Below are 19989 nucleotides of genomic sequence, written 5' to 3' on the forward strand. Positions count from 1 at the left end.
GCGTCGTTTGTCATCGCTCGTCATTCCTGGCGCTTCACCGGAATCCACATGGTTTTGCTTCACCCAATTACGGAGGGTGTTCTTATTGATTCCGATCTGCTCACCGACCAGCCGGCACGCGGCACTCACAGCCAGCGCGGGTTCGCAGGTCAGCTTCTCATTGACCATACGCACAGCACGGTCACGAACTTCTGCAGGGTACTTACTCGGTGCAGGCATGTTCCTATCCTCTCGGTTAGATCAAACCCTCCACCACACCCGGGGCGATCCAGGGCGGCCCGGTACTGACGGTCTGTGGCGCGATCACAGCGCAGCCCGGCCGGTCGATACTCGGTGTAGGCCGCCGAGGTGTTCGATGGCCGCCACGAGTTGCGCGAAATCTCACGACTGATCGTGGCCGGACTCCGGCCCAGCCGGGCAGCAATACCACGGATCCCCCATCCCTGATCACGTAGCTTTTCAATCTGGACTCTTTCATCAAGGCACAGATGCCGGTAGCCTCTCGACACGGAAGCGCAGCTCCTTTCACGAACGTGAACTCAACACTCACACCGTAAAGGCGTTGCGCTTCCGTTTTGAACCCGGGCTCGGACCCAGTGGTCGCGCATGCCCAGATATCAGGGTTCAGCGCGCAGAATGCGTTACCGCCGTGTCCCGTCCTCTACCTGAGTGTCGGCACACGGTTCCAAACCGTAGACTGAGTGGGCTGGTTCAGCCGTGCATCACCATCTGCGCCGCTGGCGATAGTACCCGCGACCTGAAAAGAGGATCATGAGCGCACTCCGCGTTGCCGTCATCGGCGCCCAGGGACGTATGGGAAGCCACGCCGTCGAAGCGATCGAAGCCGCCGAGGGGCTCGAACTGGCCGCCGCACTCGGCAGTTCCGATTCTCTCGACGCACTCACCGACGACGGCATCGACGTCGCAGTCGAACTCACCGTCCCCAAGGCGACAGCAGAGAACGTCGCCTACCTCGTCGCCCACGGCATCGACACCGTCGTCGGCACCACCGGCTGGGACGCCGAGCGTCTGTCGGCACTGGAGAAGCAGCTGGCCGACCAGCCGGGCACCGGTGTGCTCATCGCCCCGAACTTCTCGATCGGAGCCGTGCTGGCAATGCACTTCGCCGAGATCGCCGCCGCATACTTCGACTCTGCCGAAGTGCTCGAGATCCACCACCCGCGCAAACTCGACGCGCCCTCGGGCACCGCGGAGCACACCGCCCAGCGGATCGCCGCAGCCCGCTCGGCAGCCGGGCTGGGCCCGGCCCCGGACGCCACGGAATCCGACCCCGGCGGCGCCCGCGGTGCAGTCATCGACGGCATCCACGTCCACGCCGTCCGGCAGGCCGGGATGAACGCCAGCGAAGAGATCATGTTCGGCTCCCAGGGCGAAGTGCTCACCATCCGCACCGACACCTTCGACACCCAGGCCTTCATGCCCGGCATCATCACCGCCGTGCGCGCGATCGGCGAACGCCCCGGCCTGACCGTCGGGCTCGAGCACTTCCTGTCGATCTGAGTCCCGGGCCGATGTCGAAAGCCAAAGTCGGCGCCATCGTCATTGCAGCGCTGCTGGTGCTGTACTTCTTCTTCATGCTGCAGCGTGCCTGGATCATGCTCAGTGACGACAATCTCGTCGCCAAGACGATCGGTGCGGCGCTTGTGGTGCTGCCGATCATCGGCGCGTGGGCGCTGGTGCGCGAGTTCGCCTTCGGTGCGGCGATGGAGCGCCTGGCGAAGGTGCTCGCAGCCGAGGGCGGGCTTCCACCGGATACGCTGCCGCGCACTCCCGGCGGCAGGATCGTGCGGTCAGCGGCCGAGGCGGAGTTCGAGAAGTACCGTGCTGAGACCGAGGCGGCTCCAGACGATTGGCGCAGCTGGTTCCGGCTCTCGTGTGCCTACGACGCCGCCGGGGATCGCAAGCGCGCGCGCTCGTCGATGCGGCGCGCGATCAAGCTGGAGAAGACGCCAGGATGATCCCGGCCGGCGACGGCGTGCCCGTCAGCGGGCCAGAATCGCCTTCCGGACCGTCGAGACCAATCGGCTCACCGGCCATTCGAGAGGTCCGCGGGCACTGACCGCCCGCCGCCACACCGTCGCGAACACCAGCGCCGTCGCGATGTGGAGGAACAGGCTCAGCAGCGGTGGCAGCAGCAGCTCGGTGAAGACGACGGCCACGACATGTGCGGTGTAGATGGTCAGCGGCATCGCACCGGCGGCGATGAAGGGCATCAGCCAGCGCACTGCCGCGCCTCGGGCGATGAGCATGCATGCAGCGAGCACGGCGACGGCGACACCTGAACTGTGCAGCAGATCCAACGGCGTGCTCGAATGCGGCCCGGCGATGATCATCCACCACCAGGAGCCGGTCGGTGTCGTGCCGTAGTTGCCGACCTGGAGGATCGTCTCCAGATCGCTGCCCAGCGGATCGGCGCCGGCGCTGAGCTCGGCCTCGAGCGCAGCCCGTCCGCCCATCGTCAACAGCAGCGAGGAGGCGAACAGCGCCAGTGCCGCCACCGCGGCACCGATGAACAGCATCCCCTTCCACAGGCTGCGTGACGTCCACTCGAGGCGGGCGATGCACATGCCCAGCAGCACGAAGCCCATCCACTGCAGCACCGGGTAGTACCCGGTGATCGCCAGCTCCTGCAGCAGCAGCCCCGGATCGGCGAGCATGAACACATCCGGGACGTCGTAGCTGGGGTACAGGCCCTGTCCGGTGCGCAGCGCATGGCTGAGGAGCGGAGTGGCGATGAGCCACACCGGAGCCAGGAGGCCCAGGGCCAGGCGCGGCAGGCGCAGCAGGAACGAGGCGATGATGAACATCAGCCCGTAATTCGCCAGGACCACCGCCACTGAGGAACCCAGTGAGGCCAGCAGCAGGCCGAGGACGAAGATCACCGCCCCGCGCACCCACAGCCCGGACGCGGCCGCCAGCCAGGCGCGCGGCCCGGACACGGAGAGCAGGGTGCGGGTCGAGAGCACCACTGAGACGCCGGCGAGCACCGCGAACAGGGCCGAGGAGCGGCCGGCGAAGAGCGTCGCCCAGGTCGGATCCGGGTCATCAAGGGGAACGATATGTGTGATCATCATCCCCAGCAGCGCGATCGACCGCGCCAGGTCCACACCCAGCAGACGCATCCCGGCGGCCGTGCCCGAGGCGGTGGCCGGCCTGGCAGCAGGCGGGCTGGCAGGCGTGTCGGACATGGATCCTCCTGGTGATGCGAGGCGCGGAATATCGCCCCTGATTCTTCCACAGCCGCCGTGCCTGTCCTCTCAGCTGCAACCGGCGGCGGTAAGATGAGGGCATGGCTATGGTGAACTCTGCGCAGGCGCACGACGCCGCTGCGGCTTTCGGCACGGTCGGCACCGCGATGGTGACCCCCTTCTCCGCCTCGGGAGAGGTCGACTTCGACACCGCCGAGGCACTGGCCTCCCACCTCGTCGACCTCGGCAATGACATGCTCGTCATCTCCGGGACCACCGGCGAATCGCCGACGACGACCGATGCCGAGAAGTCCGAACTGCTCACCGCCGCCCGCCGCGGCGCCGGTGATCGCGCCAAGCTCGTCGCCGGCATTGGGACGAACAACACCACCCACTCGATCGAACTCGCCTTACAGGCCCGCGACGCCGGAGCCGACGGGCTGCTGCTCGTCACCCCCTACTACTCGAAGCCGCCGCAGGACGCGATCCTGGCGCATATGCGCGCTGTCGCCGACGCCACCGACCTGCCGGTCATGCTCTACGACATCCCGGGCCGCTCCAGCGTGCCCCTCGAACCGGCCACCCTCGCCGCCCTGGACGCCCACCCCAACATCCTCGCCGTCAAAGACGCCAAAGGCGATATCGCCTCGACCCTGCAGGTGATGCACGAGACCGACCTCGTCTACTACTCCGGCGAAGACGCCCTCAACTTCCCGCTCCTGGCCTGCGGTGCGATCGGAGTCGTCTCCGTCGCCGGCCATGTCTGCGCCGACCGGCTCGCGCGGATGACCGAGCTCGTGCGGGACCACGAACTCTCCGCTGCCCGCGACACGGCAGCAGGCCTCGTCAGCCTCATCGACGCCATCATGAACCACATGCCGGGAGCGATCTCTGCCAAGGCAGCGCTCGAACTCCAGGGTGTGCTTCCCAACCGCGCAACTCGTCTGCCGCTGCTGCCAGCCTCAGCAGAGCAGGTCGAGTTTCTGCGCCGCGAACTGACAAGGAGCGGTTACCTCACGTGACCATGCAGATGACGAACTACGCGATCGATCCCGGCGAGCCGCCGCAGGCGGAGCCAGAGGCCCTGCGCATCGTCGCCCTCGGCGGCCTGGGCGAAGTCGGCCGCAACATGACCGTCTTCGAATACCACCGCAAGCTGCTCATCGTCGACTGCGGTGTGCTCTTCCCCGAGGAGGAGCAGCCCGGCGTCGACCTCATCCTGCCCGATTTCAGCTACCTCGACGACCGGATGGACGACATCGTCGGCCTCGTCCTCACCCATGGGCACGAGGACCACATCGGGGCTGTGCCCTATCTCCTCAAGCGCCGCGAGGACATCCCGGTGCTCGGCTCTGCGCTGACCCTTGCGCTTGTCGAGGCGAAGCTCAAGGAGCACCGCCTGCGCAAGACCGTCACCCGGGTGGTGCGCGAGGACGAGACCGATCAGCTCGGACCCTTCGACCTCGAATTCGTCGCCGTCAACCACTCGATCCCGGATGCGCTGGCCGTGTTCATTCGCACCGGCGCCGGCAGCGTGCTGCACACCGGTGACTTCAAGATGGATCAGCTGCCGCTCGACCGCCGGATCACCGATCTGCGCGCCTTCGCCCGCCTCGGCGAAGAGGGCGTCGACCTGTTCCTGACCGACTCGACGAACGCCGAGGTGCCCGGCTTCACCGCCCCGGAGAAGGACATCGGGCCGGTGCTCGACTCCGTCGTCTCCACCGCCACCGGGCGGGTCATCGTCGCCTCCTTCGCCTCCCACGTCCACCGTGTGCAGCAGGTGCTCGAAGCCGCGCAGGCCCACGGCCGCAAGGTCGTGCTCATCGGCCGATCGATGGTGCGCAATATGAAGATCGCGCAGGACCTCGGCTTCCTCCACGCACCGCGGGGCGTCATCATCGACCTCAAGGACCTCGACAAGTACCCCGACGACCAGATCGTACTCATGTGCACCGGTTCGCAGGGCGAGCCGATGGCGGCGCTGTCGCGGATGGCCAATGGCGCGCATCCGCGGGTCGAGGTCAGCTCCGAGGACACGATCATCCTCGCCTCCTCGCTCATCCCCGGCAACGAGACCTCCGTCTACCGCGTCATCAACGGACTCATGAAGCTCGGCGCCCGCGTCGTGCACAAGGGCAACGCCAAAGTGCACGTCTCCGGCCACGCCTCGGCCGGTGAGCTGCTGTACTGCTACAACATCGTCAAGCCCAAGGGCGTCATGCCGGTCCACGGCGAGTGGCGCCACATGCTCGCCAACGGCAAGCTCGCCGCGCAGACCGGGGTGCCGGAGGAGAACATCGTCATCGCCGATGACGGCTGGGTCGTCGACCTCAAGGACGGCCGGGCGCGCGTCGTCGGCGCTGTCGACTGCGAATACGTCTTCGTCGACGGCTCGTCCGTCGGCGAGATCACCGAGGCCGATCTCAAGGATCGCCGGATCCTCGCCGGCGAAGGATTTGTGTCGATCTTCATGACCGTGGACACGCAGGCGCAGAAGGTGCTCACCGGCCCGGTCGTCAACTCCCGCGGCATGGCCGAGGACGACAGCGTCTTCGACCACATCAAGCCGAAGATCGCCGATGCGGTCGCCGAGGCGCTCACCGACGGCGTCACCGACCAGCACCGACTGCAGCAGGTCATCCGCCGCACCATCGGCCGCTGGATCTCCTCGCGGCTGCGCCGCCGCCCGATGATCGTGCCGATGGTCGTCGTCGTGCCCGGCGCCGATGCCGCAGTGAACTGACCGCCCGGCGAGCAGCCGGCCGCGTGCGCATCCTGCACGAGCGGCCGACCGCTGCTCTGTGCTGCGGAGCAGGGCGAACAGAAAACGCTGAGAATTCATCTCGCAGATGCGACGCGTTCACCTTTCTGCTCCGGTCCCGGCCGCGCAACAGCCTAGGATCAGATCACGACGCATCCAGGGTGCCGCGACCCGGCTGTTGCCACCATGTTCCTCGCTCGCCGGCATACCCGGCGCAGGACGGAAGGTTGGAATGGCAAGACGGAAGGGCGGGGCCGCTGTCGGCGGCATCATCGGCGCAGTCATCGTGCTGATCCTCGTCACTCTGCTCGTCCTCGCACTGCTCCCGCGCTTCGGGATCCTGTCCCGCTTCTCCCAGGATCTGACAGAGGTCTCCGGCGTCGTCGGCTCGGAGAAGGCCGACTTCTTCGCAGATCCCAAGGTCGTCGATGCCTTCGCCAAGCACGGCCTGTCGGTCAGCGTCTCCACTGCCGGCTCCTGGGCGATGCCGCGCGATACCTCTCTGCCGGAGAAGGACTTCGCCTTCCCCGCCTCCGAGGTCGCCGGCCGGCAGATCGCCGACACCTTCGGCGATGCCGTGCTCGGCACTCACACGCCCTTCTTCTCACCGATCGCCATCGCCACCTTCACACCAGTGCTCGAGGTGCTCGAAGCCAATGACGTCGCCTCGCAGACCGATGGCATCTGGACGATCGATATGCGCGCCTACCTCGACATCGTCGCCGAGGACACCCGCTGGAGCGATCTGAAGGACGCTGAGAAGTTCCGCTCGAACCGTTCGGTGCTCGTCGCCTCGACCGATATCCGCTCCTCCAACTCCGCCGGCATGTACATGGCGCTCGCCAGCTATGTGCTCAACGGCAACACCGTCGTCTCCGATCGTGACAAGGCCGCTGAGCAGGTCGATGAGCTCTCCCACCTCTTCATCGACCAGGGATACGCCCAGTCGTCATCGGCTGGACCCTTCGAACGCTATCTCTCCCGCGGTGCTGGAGAAGCGCCGATGGTCGTCGTCTACGAAGGGCAGTTCATGGGCGAGCAGCTGCGCGAGGGCTCCCGCATCCAGGACTCGATGAAGCTGGCCTACCCGTCGCCGACGGTGTTCTCCACACACACCGGTGTGACCTTCAGCGACGGAGGCGAGCAGGTCATGCAGCTGCTGGAGTCCGATGAGGAGCTCGTGCGGCTGCTGGCCGAGCACGGCTTCCGCGCCAACGGCCAGCACGCTGGGATCTTCGATCAGACGGTCCAGGAGCACGACCTCGGCGGGACGTACCTGCCGGCCAGCGAGTTCGTCGATCTCGCACAGCTTCCCAGCTTTGAAGTGATGACGTACCTGCTTGAGGAAATCGGACGGAAATATGACATCAGCGGCTCGTAGACTCTCGACTTCGCCCCTGGGCCCCGGCGCAGGGCGCGGATCCCGTCCGATCGACCGGCGTCTGGTGCTGCGCGGAGCCCTTGGCGCCGCCTTCGTCATTCCGGTGCTCTCAGCCTGCTCAGGCCTCGGCGGCGGACAGGGCGCCAAGGCCGACAACACCCTCAGGGTCATCGCCGGTTCGGAGATCAAGGACCTCGAGCCGATCCTCGAGGAGATGGTCGCAGAGACCGGATGCCGCCTCGACATCACCTATCAGGGCACCCTCGAAGGCACCGATGCGCTCGTGGCCAACGGTAGCGGCGACTTCGATGCGGCGTGGTTCCCCTCGAACTACTACCTCTCGCTCTTCGACGAGGCCGCCGACCTCATCGACCAGGAGAACTCGATCATGAGCTCCCCGGTGGTGCTCGGCCTCCAGGCCGATGCTGCCGGCCGGCTGGGCTGGAGCGCCGATGCGCCGCCGAGCTGGGATGACGTCGTCTCTGCTGTCAACGCCGGCGATCTCACCTTCGGTATGACGAGCCCGGTGTCATCGAACTCCGGCTTCGCGACCCTGCTTGCGGCCGCGACCGCGCTCTCCGGCACCGGCACCGCGCTCACGCTCGACGATATCGACGCAGCCTCCGAGCGCCTCTCGGAGCTCTCGAAGGGCCAGGAGCTCGCGGCCGGCTCCTCGGGCTGGCTCGCCGAGCGCTTCACCGGCGACCCGACCGTCGTCGACGGGATCTTCAACTACGAATCCGTGCTCTCGAGCCTCGACATCGGTCAGCCGCTCGTCGCCGTTGCCCCCTCTGACGGGGTCGTCACCGCCGACTATCCGCTCACCCTGTTCTCCGGAGCCTCCGAGGAGACCGCCGAGGCGTACAAGACCGTCGTCGAGCACCTCACCAGCGACGAGGTGCAGAAGCGGATCGCAACGGAGACCCACCGGCGCACCTCGGCCGGCGGGCCGCCGAGCGCTCCGATGACCTTCGAAGTCCCGTACCCGGCCACCCTCAACGTCGTCCAGGAGCTGCTGCGCAGCTGGTTCGCGGATGCGAAGAAGCCCTCGACGATGTACTTCCACATCGATACCTCCGGTTCGATGGGGGAGGAGAACCGGATGGAGGAGCTGCGTGTGGCCCTCGGCGTGCTGTCCGGGCGCTCCGCCGGCTCCGAGACCGAACGGCTGCTGGCGCTGCAGCCGCGTGAGACCCTCACCCTCGTCGAGTTCGCCGCCGCGGAGAAGTCCGACTTCACCGCTGACCTCAGCGATGACGACAACGCCGATGCCGCACGCGATGAGCTGCAGCAGTACATCGACTCGCTCATGCCTGAGGGCGGCACCGCCATCTACGACACGCTGCGGAACACGCTCATGCGCGCCGCCGAGGATGCCCGCGAGGAGACCATCACCTCCGTTGTGCTGTTCAGCGATGGTGAGAACACCGATGGGCTGTACACCCTCGACACCTTCCTCAACTGGTACGCGATGGAAGCAGCGGTGTCCGAGATCCCGGTGTTCACCGTGGCCTTCGGCGAAGCCGATCCCGAGGAGCTCAAGAAGCTGGCGGAGAAGACCGGCGGCCGGATGTTCAACGGCTCCGCGGACCTCACGACCGCCTTCCGTGAGATCCGAGGCTACCTGTGAGAGCCAGGGACATCGTCATTCCCACATCGGCAGGAGTGCTTGCCGGTGGGATCAGCGCCGTCGCCGGGATCGGCGCAGTGCTCGGAGCCCCGGCGGTCATCGGTGCCGCCGTCGGCGTCGGCGGGCTCATGGCCGTCGGCACCGCGCTCGTGACCAACTGGCTGCGCCCCGCCGAGCCGCTGCTCACCACCGCCTATGACGACATCTCCGAAAGCACAGCGGAGAAGCTCGAAGCGCTGCTGGAGAAGGCGCTCGTGCTGGAGGACCGGATCGCTGCGCTGCGCCGCGGTCTCAACGACCCGACAGCACTCGATGTGCTCGGTGATGCCGGTTCGCTCATCGACCGCGTCCAGGCGCTCACGGAGTTCGAGGCGATCCAGCGGCTGCCGGTGCACAGCGGTGAGATCGCCGTCCTCGAAGGCATGGTCGAGCGCTATCTGCCCGAACTGCTCGACGCCAGCGAGCGCTCCATCGGCTTCCTCCACACCTTCGCCGGCAGCGCCCGCGACGAAGCTGTGGCGAATCTGCAGTCCGTCGACGCACAGCTGCTCATCCTGGCCGAGAGCCTCGAGAGCCTCGAACGCGATGTCGTCCGCGGTGTCAGCCGCTCGCTGGAAGTGCATGCCGAGTTCCTGCGGGAGCGCTTCGCCACCCAGGAAGTCTCACCGCTCATCGACCTGTGAACAGCCCCGCCTGATCCCACCATCACTGCCCGCACCAGCCACCTGAAAGCACGAGAGAAGGTCACCCCGTGGAGAAGCTCCAGCCCCCGGCACCCGCCGAGATCGTTCCGGCCGAACCCATCGAAGACGTCTCCGACGATGCCGCCGTCGGCATGCTCAGCGAGCTGCCCGCTGATGAACAGCAGGCGCTCGCCGTGCGCGCCGGCAGCTGGCTCGACGAAGTCCAGAAGCTCAACCCGCACTCGCAGGAGTTCTCCCAGCAGGTGCAGGCCATCAGCCGGATCGCTTCCAACGCCTTCGAATCCACCGCCGGCAGCTCCAGCCGCTTCATGCAGCAGTCGCTGCGTGATGCACGCGCCCACGGCTCGGACAACCAGCAGCACGTCTCCGGACAGCTCGTCAAGCTGCGCACGACGATGGAGGAGCTGGCCCCCGACCACCAGACCTTCGCCCAGAAGGCACTGGCATGGATCCCGGGCATGAACGCCGTCAAGCGCTACTTCCGCTCCTTCGAGGCGAACCAGACCCAGCTGAATGCGGTGCTCACCAGCCTCGCCAAGGGCCAGGAGGGCCTGCAGCGCGACAACGCCGAGCTCGCCGTCGAACGCCGCCGGCTGTGGGACGACCTGCACGCCCTGCAGAAGGCAGCCGAACTGCTCAGCCACCTCGACGAGCAGGTCGCGCAGCGCGCCGCCGATGCGGCCGGCACCGGGCAGGCCGACCTCGCCCGCGCCCTCGAAGGCGATGTGCTCTTCGCCGTGCGCCAGCGCCGGCAGGACGTGCAGACCCAGATCGCGGTAACGATCCAGGCGTATATGGCCATGGGCCTCATCGAGGACAACAATCGCAAGCTCATCCAGGGTGTCGACCGGGCGCGCACGACGACTGTCACCGCACTGCGCACCGCCGTCATCACCGCTCAGGCGCTGGAGAACCAGCGGATCGTGCTCGACCAGATCGACGCGATCAACCGCACCACCAACGACCTCATCGACCGCACCTCGGAGATGCTGCAGCAGAACACCCTGCGCGTCCAGGAGCAGGCGGTGCAGTCCGGCGTCGCACCGGAGACCCTGGAACGGGCCTTCAACTCGCTGTTCGCGACGATGGACAGCCTCGACACCTTCCGCTCGAAGGCCAATGAGAACTTCCTCACGACCATCACCCGGCTCGAACGCCAGGTCGAGCGCGCCCAGCCGTACCTCGACCGGATGAACGACGACGAGGCGAAGAAGATCAGCGAGGCCGGACAGCTGAGCCAGGGAGCAGACCGCCTCCTCGAACTCGACTGACCCGGACCCTCCCACTTCCACTCCCGCTCGCACTCCCGATCCCAGCTGCGGGAACAAGCTCGGCGTGAGGCCGTCTGGCCACACGCCGAGCCAAATCCCTGCCCGGCCGTGGCGCTGGCTCTACCATGAGGACCATGGCGACCAGTACGACTTCCCCCGCTGGTACCGGACGCAAGAGGCGCGGCACGCAGGCCGCTCCCGCTGCGCGCGGCCCCAAGGGGACTCACGACACCCAGGGACCCAGCGTGTTCACTGGGTCATGGATGGGAGTGGCACATATGGCAGGCAACCGCGCCCGCAGCGTGTTCACCGAGACACCCGACGACGACAATCCCAACCGCCGCGACGGCACGGCCTTCTTCCTCGTCGGCCTCGCCATCGTCTTCGCCGCTTTCGAGTGGTGGCACATCCCCGGCCCGTTCGGTGACGGCGTACGCGCCGTCGTCGAAGGCACCTTCGGCCGGGTCGCCCTCGCCCTGCCGGTGCTGCTGCTCGGCTACGCGCTGCGGCTGTTCCTGCGCGGCCGCGAAACCCGCGGCAACAACCGCATCCTCATCGGCCTCATCGGCTTCATCTTCGCCGCCGCAGGCTTGGCGCACATCGCCGTGGGCACCCCGACGTTCGCCAATTCGCACGCCGCGCTCATCAACGGCGGCGGCGCACTCGGCTTCATCGTCGCCTCACCGCTGGTCGCAGCCACCACCTCGTATGTCGCCGTGCCGCTGCTCGTACTGCTCGGACTCTTCTCCGTCCTCGTCATCACCGCCACCCCGGTCAACCGGATCCCGCAGCGCATCTACGACGCCTACTGTGCCCTGACCGGCCACACCCAGCCGGCCCACGCCGATGAGGACGCGGCCCCGGCCGCCGATGACCTCGTCAGCGAGGGCCGGCAGACGAACACGCTCAAGCCGATGGGCTCCAAGCGCCGGTCGCGGAAGAAGAAGCTCGATGTCGAAGCCGAGCTCGCCAAGGCCGCCGCCGACCCGGACGTCGACCCGGCCTACGACAAGGCCTACATCCACGAGAACGACGTCACCGGTGACACGCCGGTCCACGATGAGCTCTACGACGTCGACGCGCCCGGCCCCAAGCCCGGTGAGCGCCGCCCGACCAAGGCCGAGCAGGACGCCGCGAAGATCAGGGAGGCCGCCGCCACCCGCGTGCTCGGCGCCTCGGGAGCGGGCAGCACGGCCGCCGGTGCGGCTGGACGCGCCGGTGCGGCGGCAGGCACGGTGCCCAATATCTCCACGCCTGCCCCGCAGGCCACCGGCGAGCTGCCGGAGCGCACCGAACAGCTGACCCTGGCAGGCGACGTCACCTACACGCTGCCCTCATCCGACGCGCTCGTCGCCGGCCCGCCGGCCAAGGAGCGCTCCGAGGCCAATGACCGGGTCGTCGAATCCCTGCGCGAGGTGTTCGACCAGTTCGGCATCGACGCCCACGTCACGGGCTTCTCCCGCGGCCCGACCGTCACCCGCTATATCGTCGAGCTCGGCACCGGCGTCAAGGTCGAGAAGGTCACGGCGCTGTCGAAGAACATCGCCTATGCCGTCGCCAGCCCCGACGTGCGGATCATCTCGCCGATCCCGGGCAAGCGGGCGATCGGCATCGAGATCCCCAACACCGACCGCGAAACCGTCGCGCTCGGCGATGTGCTGCGCTCACAGGCCGCCCGCCAGACGGAGAACCCGATGGTCGTCGGCCTTGGCAAGGACGTCGAAGGCGGCTTCGTCGTCGCTGACCTGGCGAAGATGCCGCACCTGCTGGTGGCCGGTGCGACCGGCTCGGGTAAGTCGAGCTTCGTCAACTCGATGATCACCTCGATCATGATGCGCGCGACCCCGGACGAGGTGCGCATGATCCTCGTCGACCCCAAGCGCGTTGAGCTCACGATCTACGCCGGCATCCCGCACCTCATCACCCCGATCATCACCGATCCGAAGAAGGCCGCCGAGGCCCTCGACTGGGTGGTCCGGGAGATGGACACCCGATACGACGACCTGGCCCACTTCGGGTTCAAGCACGTCAAGGAGTTCAACAAGGCTGTGCGCGAGGGCACCGTCACCGCGCCTCCCGGCTCGGAGCGCGAGCTCCACCCGTACCCGTACCTGCTCGTCGTCATCGATGAGCTCGCTGACCTCATGATGGTCGCCCCCCGCGATGTCGAGGCCTCCGTCCAGCGCATCACGCAGCTCGCCCGTGCTGCCGGCATCCATCTGGTGCTTGCCACCCAGCGACCCTCAGTCGATGTCGTCACCGGTCTCATCAAGGCCAATGTGCCCTCGCGCCTGGCGTTTGCGACCTCCTCGCTGGCTGATTCGCGCGTCGTGCTCGACCAGCCTGGCGCGGAGAAGCTCATCGGCCAGGGCGACGCGCTGTTCCTGCCGATGGGCGCGGCCAAGCCGATGCGTGTGCAGGGCGCATGGGTCAACGAATCGGAGATCCAGACCGTCGTCGACCACGTTAAGGGCGAGCTCACCCCGGTCTACCGCGAGGACGTCGCTGTCGACGAGCCCAAGAAGGTCATCGACGAGGAGATCGGCGACGACCTCGAGCTGCTCATCCAGGCAGCCGAGCAGGTCGTCACCACCCAGTTCGGCTCGACGTCGATGCTGCAGCGCAAGCTGCGCGTCGGCTTCGCCAAGGGCGGCCGGCTCATGGACCTGCTCGAATCCCGTGGCATCGTCGGCCCCTCGGAGGGACCGAAAGCCCGCGACGTGCTCATCACCCCCGAACAGCTGCCCGAGGTCATCGCCCGTCTGCGCGGCGAGGACCCGCCAGCCGCACCCGAGGCGTCGGCCGCCTCGGGAGCGGATGACGCAGCCGGCATGCCGGAGACCGACCAGGCCTACGACTCGCCGGTGGACACCGACGGCGCCGCCGGCAATTACGACGCCGCCGGCTTCCAGCCCGGCGACATCGACCCGGACACCGGGCTGGAGATCGTCGAGGCCTCCGGTGAAGACGCGTGGCAGCTGACGAACCGGTGAGCGAACAGCGCTTCACCGCCGCCTCAACCCGGGAGCAGATCCTGGAGATCATGCGCGCGTTCGGGGCCGGTGAACAGGCCGCTGAGATCTGCACCGAGGTGATGTTCCACACCGACCTCTCCGGCATCGACTCCCACGGCATCTCGATGCTGCCGATCTACCACCAGGAGATCGCCGAGGGTTCCATCGACCCGGCCGCCGCACCGGTCATCGAACACGACCACGGGGCCAGCGTCCTCATCGACGCCCGCGCCGGATTCGGGCACCTGGCCGGGCATGCAGGGATGCGCCAGGCGATGGCGAAGGCCCGGGAATACGGCATCGGGCTGGCCACCGTGCACCGCGCCAACCACTACGGCGCCGCCGGCTACTACGCGATCATGGCCGCCCGTGAGGGCCTCATCGGCCTGTCGATGTGCTCGACCCGCGGCGCGCTGCAGACCCCGACGGGCGCAAAACACCCGTTCATGGGCACCAACCCGATCGGCTTCGCCGCCCCGGCCGGTGACGACGAACCCGTCGTCCTCGACATGGCCACCACGACCGTGCCGCTGAACAAGGTGAAGGTCCACGAGCTCACCGGCCGCCAGCTCGGCGCCGACTGGGTCACCGACACCACCGGCGCACCGGTCCGCGACGCCGCAGCCGCCTATGCCGGACTGACCGCCGAATCCGGCAATTACGGCCTCAGCCCGCTCGGCGGGCCCGGCCCGCAGGCCGCCGGGCACAAAGGCTACGGACTGGCGACCATGGTCCAGATCCTCTCCGCAGCCCTGGGAGGGGCCGACCAGCCGGGAACCAAGGACGGCTTCCACGACGTCGGCTACACCTTCATCGCCATCGACCCCGGTCTCGTCAACCCCGCCGACACGGCAGCCGGCTACACCGCGCAGCTGCGGGAGGACCTGCGGGCAGCCGCACCGCTGGACCCGGCCGTGCCCGTCCAGGTCGCAGGAGACCCGCAGATCGCCCACCGCGCCGACCGCTCAGCCCACGGCATCCCACTGGCCGCACGGCTGACCGAACAGCTCGCAGCACTGTGCGCCGACCTCGGCTGCCGATACCTGCTGGAGGCCCAGCCACCGGCCTGAACAGGCGGTTGGTGAGCGGCTAGACTGGCCGGTGATGACTTCACACGATGCGGCTGCCCAGAAGCCGAGCAACTTCAACGTCCCGAACGTCCTCACGACGGTGCGGATCCTGCTCGTCCCCGTCTTCCTCTTCGTGCTGCTCGCCCACGACGGCCTCGACCCGGTGTGGCGGCTGTGGGCGCTTATCATCTTCCTGCTTGCGATGATCACCGACAAGATCGACGGTGACATCGCCCGCCGCTACAACCTCATCACCGACTTCGGCAAGATCGCCGACCCGATCGCCGACAAGGCGATGATGTCGGCAGCGCTGCTGGGCCTGTGGTGGATCGGCGTGCTGCCGATCTGGATCCCGGTCATCATCCTCGTGCGCGAATTCGGCATCACCATCCTCAGACTCCTCATCGTCAAGCGGATCGTGCTGCCGGCCTCGAAGGGCGGCAAGCTCAAGACCGTGCTGCAGACCATCGCCCTGGCCCTGTTCATCGGGATCGCCCCGCTGCACCTGGTGCTGCCGACAGTGGTGACGTGGTGGCTCGTGATCTTCGCCTGGGTGGTGCTCACCGCCGCGGTCGTCGTCACGATCGTCACCGGCATCCAGTACCTCGTCGAGGTCTACCGCCGCCTGAAGGCAGACGCGTGAGCACCATCGACCTCGTCCACGCTCTCACCGCCTCCGGCCTGACGCTCGTGACCTGCGAATCCCTCACGGCAGGCAAACTCGCCGCCACCATCGCCGACGTGCCCGGCGCCTCGGCGACGCTGCGCGGGGGACTGGTGACGTATTCCAGCGAACTCAAAGCAGAGCTCGCCGGCGTCGATCCCCAGCTGCTGGCCGCCTCGGGAGCGGTGCATCCCGAGGTCGCCGCCCAGATGGCCGCCGGAGCCGCCCGCAGGTGCGGGGCGGACATTGCACTGTCGTGCACCGGCGTAGCCGGCCCCGACCCGCAGGACGGGCAGCCGGTCGGCCGGGTCTTCACCGCCCTGTTCGCTCCCGGACTGGCCGCTCCCGAGGTGGTCGAGCACGATTTCGCTGGCGACCGGGCCGCGATCCGGCAGGCGACCGTCGATACGTGCCTGGCCCAGCTGGCCGAATGGGTGCGAGATCGCTGGGCATTGTCTTAATCGTCAGCCCCGAGCAGGCATCCCATTGACGGAGGCGGTAGATTGGATGGAACAAACTTCGTCACCGTCGTGTTGAAGGATGCAATCACCATCTTCCTGTCGCTGAGAAAGGACGCACATGACGCTTCTGCGGACCGAGATCGGTGACACGCTGCGGACCGCACGTCGCCGCCAGAACCGTACGCTGCGCGACGTCTCCACCGGGGCCAGCGTGTCCCTGGGCTACCTGAGCGAGATCGAACGCGGCCAGAAGGAGGCCTCCTCTGAGCTGCTCGCCGCGATCTGCGATGCCCTCGATATGCCGGTCTCCCTGCTGCTGCGAGAGGTCAGCGACCGGTTCGCCATCAGCGAAGGCGTCGACATTCCCGACACCGTTCCGGCCGAGCTGTCCGAGCGGGTGCTCGCTGACGAGGCGCTCGCCGGCCAGGCCTGATGCGCTACACCGCCTACTGGGAGCTCATGAACGACGAGTTCGGCTCCGTCCGCGCCGCCTCCCTGCACACTGATCTGGCGCTCTCGACGCTGGGCTCGCGCACCCCGGCCGAAGCCTTCGAAGCGGGATTCGACGCCCGTGAGATCTGGCTGGCCGTCTGCGCTGCCGCCGGCGTTCCCGAAGAGCGCTGGCTGGGTGCGGACAAGAAGCCACGCGCCAATCCCTTCTGAAGGCCATGACCGCCATCCGGCTCGCGCGCCCCTCTGACCTGTCTGCCGTGCAGGAGATCGCCGAGGCCGCCTATGCCCGCTATATCGAACGCATCGGCCCACGCCCCGCGCCGATGGACGACGACTACGCTGCGCGCGTGGCTGACGGGGCCGTGCATGTGGCCTGTGTGGCGGGTGCAGGTGAGACGGGCGCCGGTGAAGCGGACGCTGGAGGCTCCGAGGCGATCGTCGGCTTCATCGTCACCGCTGTGCACCCAGACCACCTGGAGCTCTCGACTGTCGCGGTCGCACCGCAGCAGCAGGGCCGGGGCATCGGGCGGCAGCTCATCGCCTGCGCTGAGGACCTCGCCGACCGGTACGGGCTGCAAGAGGTGCGTCTGTACACGAACGAGGCGATATGGGAGAACCTCGAACTTTATCCACGGCTCGGCTACCGGGAGACCGGTCGGCGCAATACGCATGGCTTCGACCGCGTGCATTTCGCAAAGCGCGTCGACAGTTCCGGCGACACACCCCGCATTTCGAACTGATGTTCGCATGAATCGCTATAGTGGTGTGCAGACACACGGCGACCTGTGACCTCGCGTGCTGTGCATGCGGGCTTATCCACAGCTTCACGTCGTGGACCGAGACGATGTCAGTGCCGGAGCCTAGAGTTGCTGGCAGATCGATGAACCACCTCAAGGAGGAACATATGGCACCGAAGAACACGCGCGGCGCGGCCTCGGCAGCCGGCAGCCGGGAGAAGGCCCTCGAAGCGACCGTCTCCCAGATCGACCGCCAGTTCGGCAAGGGCGCAGTCATGCGCCTGGGGGAGGAGACCCGTCAGCCGATCGCTGCGATCCCGACCGGTTCGATCGCCCTCGACATCGCCCTCGGCGTCGGCGGCATCCCGCGCGGCCGCATCGTCGAGGTCTACGGCCCGGAATCCTCGGGTAAGACGACGGTGGCCCTGCATGCTGTGGCGAATGCCCAGAAGAACGGCGGCATCGCCGCCTTCATCGACGCTGAGCACGCCCTCGACCCTGAATATGCCAAGGCACTCGGCGTCGACACCGACCAGCTCCTCGTCTCCCAGCCGGACACCGGTGAGCAGGCCCTGGAGATCGCCGATATGCTCATCCGCTCCGGCGCCCTCGACATCATCGTCGTCGACTCGGTGGCCGCACTCGTGCCCAAGGCGGAGATCGAAGGCGAGATGGGCGACTCGCACGTCGGCCTGCAGGCCCGCCTCATGTCCCAGGCGCTGCGCAAGCTCACCGGTGCGCTCGCCAACTCCGGCACAACCGCGATCTTCATCAACCAGCTGCGTGAGAAGGTCGGCGTGTTCTTCGGCTCCCCGGAGACCACCTCGGGCGGTAAGGCACTGAAGTTCTACTCCTCAGTGCGCATGGATGTCCGCCGTATCGAAACCCTCAAGGAAGCCGGCAACGCCGTGGGCAACCGCACCCGCGTCAAGGTCGTGAAGAACAAGGTCGCTCCGCCGTTCAAGCAGGCGGAGTTCGACATCATCTACGGCCAGGGCATCTCACGCGAGGGCAGCCTCATCGATATGGGTGTCGACAACGGCATCATCCGCAAGTCCGGCTCCTGGTTCACCTATGACGGAGACCAGCTCGGCCAGGGCAAGGAGAACGTCCGCGCCTTCCTGCGCGACAACCCCGGCCTGGCTGAGGAGATCGAGCTGAAGATCAAGCACAAGATGGGGCTCATCAAGGTCGAAGAGGAAGCCGCAGACGCTGATCCTGCTGCTCCGGCCGCAGCTCCCGACAGCATGGACAATGTCCCCAGCTGATCAGCCCAGCAGCGGCCAGGGCGCCCGCAGCAGTGCGGACGTCCTCGCCCGCAGCAATGCGGACGTCCTGGCCGCTCTGCAGCAGGCCATCGACTCCGTCGGCACTGATGGGCAGATCCACGCAGCCGGCTCGGCCGCTGAGGCCGAACCGGATCCGATCGCAGAGGACCCGGAGTACAAGAAGGCGAAGAAGCGCGCGCTGAATATGCTCGCCGCCCGGGATCACTCCTTTGCGGAGCTGCGGGAGAAGCTGCTCGGCCGCGAACACCCCGCCCACATCGTCGACACCCTCATCGAACGACTCCAGAACTCCACGTTGCTCGACGATGCGAACTTCGCCCACAGCTTCGTGCGCGCCAAACGCGAACAGCGCAAACTCTCACAGGCAGCGCTGCGCCGCGAGCTCAAGAAGAAAGGCATCGACGGTCCGCTGGCTGATGATGCCCTCGACGAGATCGACGACGAATGGGACCTCGCCTATGAGGTCGCTGCGAAGAAGGCCGCCTCGACTCGCACCCTGCCCTATGAGACGCGCCAGCGCCGCATCCTCAGCATGCTCGCCCGTCGCGGCTTTCCCTCCGGCCTGTCGTTCGCTGTGACACGGCAGGTGCTGGAGACAGACTGAGAAAGCGGTGCAGACAGCTGAGGTGCTTGGCAGAAGCGAGCCAGTTCTCCTCGGCTGTGTCCGCGCGAGGAGGCGGCACCAGGCTCGGCGCACCACTGAGGTCTGCTGCTTCCGCCGGCGGCGGCCCATGACCGAATGACAGGCAGTGCCACATGCCGGTGCGAAACGCAGCACTGATGCCTGTCGGTGCGGAGCCGGTGGAGACCAGCCCTGCGTGGGGCAGAACGGTAGGATGGAGGGTGCACCGTAATGAAAATGCATCGTCGGTCGTGGAGGCGGCCCGGATGACTGGTGGTCTGCTGTCGCGCGGCACTGCGGCCATCGCTGTGATTTCTGGAAGGTCCTCTTACCGTGTTCTACGCTGTTGCAGCATCTCTCATCGCGGCATCGGTCGCCATAGCGATAATCGGCCTGGCGTCACGGAACGGCACGCTCGAACGGAATTGGTTTGCGGGCACGCGCACGCCGGCAACGATGCGGGATGACACGTCCTGGGCAGTCGCGCAGAAGACCGGATGGAAGCTGTATTTCGTCAACGCGGCGCTTCTCTTCGTCAGCGGCGTCGGCCTCATCATTCTCGTTCTCACTGGCAGCTCCGATGAGATCATCGCCGTGTGGGTGCTGTTCTGGGCAGGCTGCGTCGTGGCTGTTGCCGTCATTCAGGCGATACGCTCGAACAACGCCGCCAAACGAGCTGAGTGAAAGCCGGTGCGCCGCTCCTGCTGCTGCCGCCGATGC

The 19989-nt window shown here is 67.2% G+C and carries 20 protein-coding genes and 1 pseudogene; 18 read left to right on the forward strand and 3 right to left on the reverse strand.

Annotation, left to right across the window (positions count from 1 at the left end):
• On the reverse strand, window positions 1-219 hold a 219-nt coding region (locus ACFFN1_RS00630), incomplete at its 3' end, for a transposase (RefSeq protein ID WP_376837641.1).
• A 149-nt stretch (window positions 220-368) separates the two neighbouring features.
• A pseudogene (locus ACFFN1_RS00635) lies at window positions 369-509 on the reverse strand (helix-turn-helix domain-containing protein); the annotation flags it as partial.
• Between the two features lie 262 nt (window positions 510-771).
• On the opposite strand from ACFFN1_RS00635, the gene dapB reads away from it, so the two are divergent.
• Window positions 772-1521: a 4-hydroxy-tetrahydrodipicolinate reductase gene (dapB, locus tag ACFFN1_RS00640; RefSeq protein WP_376837643.1), complete on the forward strand. Its 750-nt coding sequence runs from the start codon at window positions 772-774 to the stop codon at window positions 1519-1521.
• A gap of 11 nt (window positions 1522-1532) precedes the next feature.
• Window positions 1533-1979 carry a hypothetical protein gene (locus ACFFN1_RS00645; protein WP_376837645.1) on the forward strand — a complete coding sequence of 149 codons (447 nt, stop codon included), beginning with the start codon at window positions 1533-1535 and terminating at the stop codon, window positions 1977-1979.
• Window positions 1980-2003: 24 nt separating this feature from the next.
• On the opposite strand, the gene ACFFN1_RS00650 is transcribed toward ACFFN1_RS00645, so the two are convergent.
• Window positions 2004-3209 (reverse strand): heparan-alpha-glucosaminide N-acetyltransferase domain-containing protein, encoded by a 1206-nt coding sequence (locus ACFFN1_RS00650; protein WP_376837647.1) that lies wholly within the window; start codon window positions 3207-3209, stop codon window positions 2004-2006.
• A gap of 101 nt (window positions 3210-3310) precedes the next feature.
• Between ACFFN1_RS00650 and dapA the strand changes: the two genes are divergently transcribed.
• The 16 genes from dapA to ACFFN1_RS00730 all read left to right on the forward strand — a co-directional run bounded on the left by dapA (window position 3311) and on the right by ACFFN1_RS00730 (window position 19953).
• Entirely contained in the window at window positions 3311-4231 is a 921-nt protein-coding gene (dapA, locus tag ACFFN1_RS00655) for a 4-hydroxy-tetrahydrodipicolinate synthase (RefSeq protein ID WP_376837649.1), read from the forward strand.
• Between the two features lie 2 nt (window positions 4232-4233).
• The gene (locus tag ACFFN1_RS00660; protein WP_376837683.1) at window positions 4234-5955 is read left to right on the forward strand and encodes a ribonuclease J; all 1722 of its coding nucleotides are present in this window, start codon (window positions 4234-4236) and stop codon (window positions 5953-5955) included.
• A 250-nt stretch (window positions 5956-6205) separates the two neighbouring features.
• The gene (locus tag ACFFN1_RS00665; RefSeq protein ID WP_376837650.1) at window positions 6206-7354 is read left to right on the forward strand and encodes a hypothetical protein; all 1149 of its coding nucleotides are present in this window, start codon (window positions 6206-6208) and stop codon (window positions 7352-7354) included.
• Window positions 7335-8984, forward strand: coding sequence for a vWA domain-containing protein (locus ACFFN1_RS00670; protein WP_376837652.1), 1650 nt, complete (start codon window positions 7335-7337; stop codon window positions 8982-8984). The genes ACFFN1_RS00665 and ACFFN1_RS00670 overlap by 20 nt, the downstream gene beginning before the upstream one ends.
• The gene (locus ACFFN1_RS00675) at window positions 8981-9667 is read left to right on the forward strand and encodes a hypothetical protein (protein WP_376837654.1); all 687 of its coding nucleotides are present in this window, start codon (window positions 8981-8983) and stop codon (window positions 9665-9667) included. The genes ACFFN1_RS00670 and ACFFN1_RS00675 overlap by 4 nt, the downstream gene beginning before the upstream one ends.
• 68 nt (window positions 9668-9735) lie before the next feature.
• Entirely contained in the window at window positions 9736-10959 is a 1224-nt protein-coding gene (locus tag ACFFN1_RS00680; protein WP_376837655.1) for a toxic anion resistance protein, read from the forward strand.
• 278 nt (window positions 10960-11237) lie between these two features.
• Window positions 11238-13952 carry an FtsK/SpoIIIE family DNA translocase gene (locus tag ACFFN1_RS00685; RefSeq protein ID WP_376837685.1) on the forward strand — a complete coding sequence of 905 codons (2715 nt, stop codon included), beginning with the start codon at window positions 11238-11240 and terminating at the stop codon, window positions 13950-13952.
• Window positions 13931-15043 (forward strand): Ldh family oxidoreductase, encoded by a 1113-nt coding sequence (locus ACFFN1_RS00690; RefSeq protein ID WP_376837657.1) that lies wholly within the window; start codon window positions 13931-13933, stop codon window positions 15041-15043. The genes ACFFN1_RS00685 and ACFFN1_RS00690 overlap by 22 nt, the downstream gene beginning before the upstream one ends.
• A 34-nt stretch (window positions 15044-15077) precedes the next feature.
• On the forward strand, window positions 15078-15686 hold the full coding sequence (gene pgsA, locus ACFFN1_RS00695) for a CDP-diacylglycerol--glycerol-3-phosphate 3-phosphatidyltransferase (RefSeq protein WP_376837659.1): 609 nt from the start codon (window positions 15078-15080) through the stop codon (window positions 15684-15686).
• A complete protein-coding gene (locus tag ACFFN1_RS00700) occupies window positions 15683-16168 on the forward strand; it encodes a CinA family protein (RefSeq protein ID WP_376837661.1) in 486 nt (161 codons plus the stop codon). Before pgsA ends, ACFFN1_RS00700 begins: the two co-directional genes overlap by 4 nt.
• 118 nt (window positions 16169-16286) lie before the next feature.
• Complete coding sequence (locus ACFFN1_RS00705; protein WP_376837663.1) at window positions 16287-16601, forward strand: helix-turn-helix domain-containing protein; 315 nt, start codon at window positions 16287-16289, stop codon at window positions 16599-16601.
• Complete coding sequence (locus ACFFN1_RS00710; RefSeq protein ID WP_376837664.1) at window positions 16601-16831, forward strand: DUF3046 domain-containing protein; 231 nt, start codon at window positions 16601-16603, stop codon at window positions 16829-16831. Before ACFFN1_RS00705 ends, ACFFN1_RS00710 begins: the two co-directional genes overlap by 1 nt.
• 5 nt (window positions 16832-16836) lie before the next feature.
• Window positions 16837-17361: a GNAT family N-acetyltransferase gene (locus tag ACFFN1_RS00715; RefSeq protein WP_376837666.1), complete on the forward strand. Its 525-nt coding sequence runs from the start codon at window positions 16837-16839 to the stop codon at window positions 17359-17361.
• Between the two features lie 164 nt (window positions 17362-17525).
• Window positions 17526-18626, forward strand: coding sequence for a recombinase RecA (gene recA, locus ACFFN1_RS00720; protein ID WP_376837668.1), 1101 nt, complete (start codon window positions 17526-17528; stop codon window positions 18624-18626).
• Entirely contained in the window at window positions 18613-19251 is a 639-nt protein-coding gene (locus tag ACFFN1_RS00725) for a regulatory protein RecX (RefSeq protein ID WP_376837669.1), read from the forward strand. The genes recA and ACFFN1_RS00725 overlap by 14 nt, the downstream gene beginning before the upstream one ends.
• A 351-nt stretch (window positions 19252-19602) precedes the next feature.
• Complete coding sequence (locus ACFFN1_RS00730) at window positions 19603-19953, forward strand: SdpI family protein (protein ID WP_376837671.1); 351 nt, start codon at window positions 19603-19605, stop codon at window positions 19951-19953.
• Window positions 19954-19989: the final 36 nt, after the last annotated feature.

This window comes from Brevibacterium otitidis (genome assembly GCF_042429315.1).
Classification (GTDB): Bacteria; Actinomycetota; Actinomycetes; order Actinomycetales; family Brevibacteriaceae; genus Brevibacterium; species Brevibacterium otitidis.

Coding starts and splice junctions, on each gene's coding strand:
- ACFFN1_RS00650 (WP_376837647.1), bottom strand. CDS start 3,209: ATGTCCGACACGCCTGCCAGCCCGCCTGCTGCCAGGCCGGCCACCGCC.
- dapA (WP_376837649.1), top strand. CDS start 3,311: ATGGCTATGGTGAACTCTGCGCAGGCGCACGACGCCGCTGCGGCTTTC.
- ACFFN1_RS00665 (WP_376837650.1), top strand. CDS start 6,206: ATGGCAAGACGGAAGGGCGGGGCCGCTGTCGGCGGCATCATCGGCGCA.
- ACFFN1_RS00685 (WP_376837685.1), top strand. CDS start 11,238: ATGGCAGGCAACCGCGCCCGCAGCGTGTTCACCGAGACACCCGACGAC.
- ACFFN1_RS00660 (WP_376837683.1), top strand. CDS start 4,234: ATGCAGATGACGAACTACGCGATCGATCCCGGCGAGCCGCCGCAGGCG.
- ACFFN1_RS00725 (WP_376837669.1), top strand. CDS start 18,613: ATGTCCCCAGCTGATCAGCCCAGCAGCGGCCAGGGCGCCCGCAGCAGT.
- ACFFN1_RS00715 (WP_376837666.1), top strand. CDS start 16,837: ATGACCGCCATCCGGCTCGCGCGCCCCTCTGACCTGTCTGCCGTGCAG.
- recA (WP_376837668.1), top strand. CDS start 17,526: ATGGCACCGAAGAACACGCGCGGCGCGGCCTCGGCAGCCGGCAGCCGG.
- dapB (WP_376837643.1), top strand. CDS start 772: ATGAGCGCACTCCGCGTTGCCGTCATCGGCGCCCAGGGACGTATGGGA.
- ACFFN1_RS00670 (WP_376837652.1), top strand. CDS start 7,335: ATGACATCAGCGGCTCGTAGACTCTCGACTTCGCCCCTGGGCCCCGGC.
- pgsA (WP_376837659.1), top strand. CDS start 15,078: ATGACTTCACACGATGCGGCTGCCCAGAAGCCGAGCAACTTCAACGTC.
- ACFFN1_RS00645 (WP_376837645.1), top strand. CDS start 1,533: ATGTCGAAAGCCAAAGTCGGCGCCATCGTCATTGCAGCGCTGCTGGTG.
- ACFFN1_RS00710 (WP_376837664.1), top strand. CDS start 16,601: ATGCGCTACACCGCCTACTGGGAGCTCATGAACGACGAGTTCGGCTCC.
- ACFFN1_RS00705 (WP_376837663.1), top strand. CDS start 16,287: ATGACGCTTCTGCGGACCGAGATCGGTGACACGCTGCGGACCGCACGT.